Below are 5,550 nucleotides of genomic sequence, written 5' to 3' on the forward strand. Positions count from 1 at the left end.
ACCTATACTTGATCTTGGTCGTAATTGGTCGTATGTGCGAATGTTGTGGGGTTATGAGCGATCGCGGCTCAGTTATGTGTGAGAATCTAGATAGATGTGCGATACGCACCAATTTAGGTGCGCTAGTTCCGTTTTATGTGCGAGCAGCCTCTCAAAGTGGTCTATATGTGCGAAAAGGCCTTGTCACCTTACATCCGCGCCGAGACACCCACACACCCTCGAACCCACAAAACAGGTAGCAACCCTCGTTGCTACCTGTTTTCTTATTTCGATTCGTACACGCCCATCCATTTTGTCAGCATCTCTTTCATTTTTGCACGGTATTCGACTGGTTCAAGAATTTCTGCGTCCATGCCGTATTGCATCAGCCATTGCATGAATTCGCGGTCGTGATTCAGAGTAACTTCAAACAATAAGCTTCCATCCTTATTTTCAGTAAGTATTGGATTTACAAATAACTCTTCTTCCTTTATATAGCGTGCTACTTCTTTATTAAATAGCACTTTAAAATGACTTTTATTTTTGCCTTGAATGATTGACCATGTGTCTTTGAAGTACTTCTTCAAATTAAAATTTTTCTTATCAAAAGTTTGATCGGTTTGATTCACTTGAAGGAAACGGCTCATGCGAAAGGTTAATACTTTTTGCTTCTCATGACAAAAGGCAATTAAGTAGAATCTATGATCGCGCGGAATTAAGTAATATGGATCTAATGCGCGAGACGTGGTCACATCTCGGCTTTGCGTATGATAGACTACTTCAATTGTACGTGAGTTTAAGATGGAATCAATCACAGGTGATAAAAAGTTATTTTGCTCTTCTTGGAAGGCCGGTGTCCCCATTTGAATAATAGAAACCATTTTCTGCAGCACATCTTGTAACTCTTTCTTTTCCTTTTGGTGGGTCGCCATAACTTTTTCATAGGCTGAATAAAAGTCTGGAGGAAACAGGTGCGTCATTTGATCAATAACATTTGGTAGCATGCCAAAAGCAACGGCTTCTTGCTCCGTCCAGTCGATTGGATAGATGGAAAAGTTCCCTATGTATTCATATCCTTTACCATATCCTTCATTTGTGATCGGTACTTGGGCTGCACTTAATAATTCTAGGTCACGGTAAATCGTGCGTGGTGTTGTTTCGCATCGTTCGGCTAATTCTTTTGCCGTAATTCCAGGACTTGATTGAATTAAGATGATGATTCGTAGAAGACGAATTAACCGTTCAGACATCAAATCTTCCTTTCTTGGTAATAAATGATAGAATTTGAGATTCGTGTTCATTGTACAGGTGATGGCAAAAGAATGGAAGGTTTATTTGCTTCTAAATAAAAGACACTGTAACAGTTGAATTTACAACCATTACAGTGCCACTTACGCCTTAACCCGGAGCAGACATTTCTAGATCATCTATTTTGCGTTCAACATATTTTGTATCTTTTCGTGCATTGTAACGATCTGCTTTTTCTACTTTAACTGYTACGTTGTAATCAGGGATTTTTGCTAGCTTTTCATATCTTCCTTTAGGTAATAAGAAGTTTCCTTCTGGGAAGTGGACTCCTAAATTCCCTTTAGTGATATTAGCATACTTCGCTTTCCCTTGGAATACACCAAATCGGTTATGGATGACAATTCCTTCCCCTTCAGCAATGCTTAACTCGTGCGCATCTTCTGTGTTAATTAATACATCATATCGCTCTGCATTATTAAATGGATCCGTTGTTTTATAAACCATCGAGTTAAACTGCTTTCCGCGACGAGTCGTCAGGATGAAGTTCCCTTCCTTCTTACCCATATCAGGAATATCGACTGGAAGAAGATTTCCTCTACCATCTGGAGTCGGACAAATGCCATCTTCGCATAACCAAGCTCCGCCCCATTGGAAGACATCGCCTTGTTTTTTCAAATGCTGTACTCCCTCATAATTCGGGTTCGCAATCGCCATTTCATCACGAATTTCCTGGCCGGTCTTGAAATCGACTAAATGAGCAGTATCAGGCTTCACACGTTTCGCAAGATCAATGTAGATCTTCCACTCTGATCTAGCTTCTTCAATGTAATTTTTATTTCCTTCAATTTCAGGAGAATAGTAAACCATACGTTCTGTTGAGGTAGACGTTCCACCACCATCTTGCTCATAACGTGTTTTTGCTGGAAGAACAATAACCGCTTCTTTTGCTTCTACTAAAGTCGACGTGTTCAAAATGATATCTTGGTGAACACGGATCTCTAATTCAGACAATGCTTTTTCAATGAAATTCGGATCAGGCATCGTCTCTAGGAAATTACCACCTGACATATAGTACATTTTAATTTTGCGCTCATGATCTTCTGGTAGAACGATGTTTTCTAATGTAACTCCAACTACATCGCCTTGCCATCTTGGAATATCAAACTTCCAAATACCTTCCATACGTTGAATGTTTTCTTCAACGAAATCACCGCCTGGTAAGACGAATGGATCAGCACCCATTTCACCTGAACCTTGAACGGAAGAGTGCCCACGGAATGGCATCAAGCCACTGTATTTACGTCCTAGATGTCCACGAAGAAGAGCGAGATTTGCTACTTGAGAAATATTATCTGAAGCGAAAGCGTGCATTGTTAACCCAAGTGCCCACGCATAGACTGCATTCTTGCTGTTAGCTAATAGCTCTGATAGTTCAATGATTCTCTCTTTTGTAATACCTGAAGATTTGACAATTTCATCCCAAGATTGTGTTWCAACATGAGCTTTCAGTTCCTCATATGCATTGACATGATCTTGAACAAAATCATGATTAATCGCCGAACCATGAGCGTTTGCTTCCATGTCAAACCAATGCTTCATAATCCCCTGCATAAAAGCAATATCTCCACCAATGTTTACTTGGTAAAAATCATCTGCAAGTTTCGTTCCGAAGATCGCAGACTCAGCATTTGATGGCACCCAATATTTATCCATTGCCGGCTCTTTATAAGGGTTTACGACGATAATTTTCGCGCCACGTTTTTTCGCTTCTAACATGTACTTTGATGAAACGGGAGATGCGTTTGATGCAACACTTCCCCAGAATAAGAGGACGTCTGTTCCAAACCAGTCTTGATAGTTACAAGTAGATGCCCCTACTCCAATCGAACGCTTTAATGCCGTTTTACTTGGAGAGTGACAAATACGGCTTGCATTATCGATATGATTTGCCCCTAAGAAACGCGCCACTTTAGCTGCTACATAATAGGATTCATTCGTGATTCCTCTTGATGTTAAATAGAAGGCATATTGTTTTGGATCTAATTGCTTCATCTTATCTGCAATTATATCCATCGCATCATCCCATGTGAGGCGTGAAAACTTATTCTCGCCTTTACGTCYGATAAGTGGATATGGAATCCGTCCTAATTTTCTTAATTCTGTACTATCGTATTTTTTTAATTCATCAATATCAGCATGTAAAATGTCTTCTTTAATCGCTGGTGCCGTGTTTAGGCGAAGGACATTTAAACGTGTTGTACACATATGTGGACCTTTCAACGTTTGGKCTTGCAGGCCTGACACACCTAGTGCACAGCCGTCACATACACCTTTTGTTAGAATACGGGATGCATAACCTAAATTATCCTTGTTATCCCATGCAATTTTCATCGTATCACGAATATGTTTTGGCTTTACTTTTCCTAAACCAAACGGAATGGGACTAACCCAATGTTTTGGTTGGGGCGCTTTTGTTGCTTTAATAGGGCCTTGATGTTTTGTTTTTCCCATAGTTCTCACTCCCATTAATACTACTTACTACTCTTTATGCTCATTTCAATAAAAAAACCACCGTAAAAACCCTTTAATCTAAAGGGAATAACGGTGGTTAAGTCTTTGGCAGGATCGCTACTAAGTACCAAACCAGTTATACAATTCTCCAAAGGTTGACGTTGCAATGACCTTACTTTGATGAAAACTTTTCTTCAATATCTTCATCAAACACAAACACTGAAATACCAAAGTCTCTCTCAATATCGATATCTACAAACAAGTCTACGAACTTACACTGCAAAAATTCTTCCATTTCAACAGGCGGATTTTTACGGTACATTTCTTTTACCATTTCAGTTCTAGCAGCCTTTAGCATCTGCTTACCCTCATTAGCTGTTGCAATGAACTTCTCAACAGGTGATAGGTTGCCTTCCATCTCGCATATTGCCCATTTCTTGCAAAAGGTTGTACTTATTTTGCTCGGGCCTTTTCCCATATGCTTCTTTCGGAAGGAACGTACTAAGTTGCTGAATTCCGCTTCATATTTATTCATTCACGTACCCTCATTTTCTATTACTTATTAAAAGAGTAGTGCGAGTGTATGAAAATGTCAAATGGTTTAACTAGCTAAACGGGCAGATTTATTTTTTTCTTTTAATTGCTTAATATCAATAMGGATAACGAGTGAGACAATCAAGGCGGCAATAAACATAAATCCGAAGATATAGAGCGTTCCTGCATAGCTCTCTGTTGTTTCACGAATCCAAGATGCTAGAATCGGTCCAACTAAACCAGCTAATGCCCAAGCTGTTAAAATATAGCCATGAATTGCGCCAAGCTGCTTTGTTCCAAATAAATCGCCAATGTATGCTGGAATGGCTGCAAATCCACCACCATAGCAAGTAAGGATTAAGAATAAAACGACCTGGAATAAAATCGCGTGTGTAATACTCGGCAAGGCAAAGAATGTGACAATTTGAATCGCAAAGAATGCTGTATAAACATTTGCTCGTCCCAAATAGTCAGAAATCGATGCCCAACCAATACGCCCTAAGCCATTAAATACTCCCATCACACCCACCATTGTTGCCGCTGCTGCTGCTGAGAGACCAGCAATTTCTTGTGCCATTGGTGAAGCAACAGACAAGATCGCAATTCCGCATGTTACGTTGATAAAAAGCATCACCCATAGGAACCAGAATCTTCGTGTCTTAACAGCTTCATTCGCCGTTAATTGAGAAAGATCTGCTGCTACTTTCTTGCCAGTCGTTCGAACATCTGCCATATATCCTTCAGGCGGACGCTCAATGTAAAGCGCCGAAGCAAGCATAATCACAAAATAAAGAATACCTAGTGTAAAGAATGTGTTCGCAATCCCTACTGAATTAATTAAATTGGCCATAATCGGGCTGGCAATCATTGCCGAGAAACCAAAGCCCATGATCGCAAGTCCCGTTGCCAATCCGCGGCGGTCCGGAAACCATTTTACTAAAGTCGATACGGGGGTGATATACCCTACACCGAGACCAATCCCGCCAAGTGCACCGTATGTAAAGTATAAAAGCCAAATCGACTCCATGTTAATCGCAAACCCTGCACCAACTAGTCCAATCCCAAAAAATGAGGCTGCTACTAAACCTGATTTTCTCGGACCATACTTTTCAACAAAATGGCCCATAAACGCTGCTGATAATCCTAAAAAGACGATTGCGATACTAAACGTTAAAGATACCGCACTCAGATCCCATCCAACCGTTAAAATAAATCGTTAATAATACTGTCATCCTCTTTCTTTTTACCGGTTATTAACTGTTTCTCTGTACGTTCAAC

3 protein-coding genes and 1 pseudogene are annotated in these 5,550 nt (G+C 40.2%); all 4 read right to left on the reverse strand.

What is annotated here, in order from left to right:
- Positions 1 to 263: 263 nt before the first annotated feature.
- On the reverse strand, positions 264 to 1,229 hold the full coding sequence (locus AB685_RS25480; RefSeq protein ID WP_047973391.1) for a transcriptional regulator: 966 nt from the start codon (positions 1,227 to 1,229) through the stop codon (positions 264 to 266).
- A gap of 148 nt (positions 1,230 to 1,377) precedes the next feature.
- Positions 1,378 to 3,738, reverse strand: coding sequence for an FdhF/YdeP family oxidoreductase (locus tag AB685_RS25485; protein ID WP_047973392.1), 2,361 nt, complete (start codon positions 3,736 to 3,738; stop codon positions 1,378 to 1,380).
- Between the two features lie 172 nt (positions 3,739 to 3,910).
- The gene (locus AB685_RS25490) at positions 3,911 to 4,273 is read right to left on the reverse strand and encodes a DUF2294 domain-containing protein (protein WP_047973393.1); all 363 of its coding nucleotides are present in this window, start codon (positions 4,271 to 4,273) and stop codon (positions 3,911 to 3,913) included.
- Positions 4,274 to 4,339: 66 nt separating this feature from the next.
- Positions 4,340 to 5,470: pseudogene (locus AB685_RS25495) on the reverse strand (OFA family MFS transporter); the annotation flags it as partial.
- Positions 5,471 to 5,550: the final 80 nt, after the last annotated feature.

The organism is Bacillus sp. LL01, from assembly GCF_001037965.1.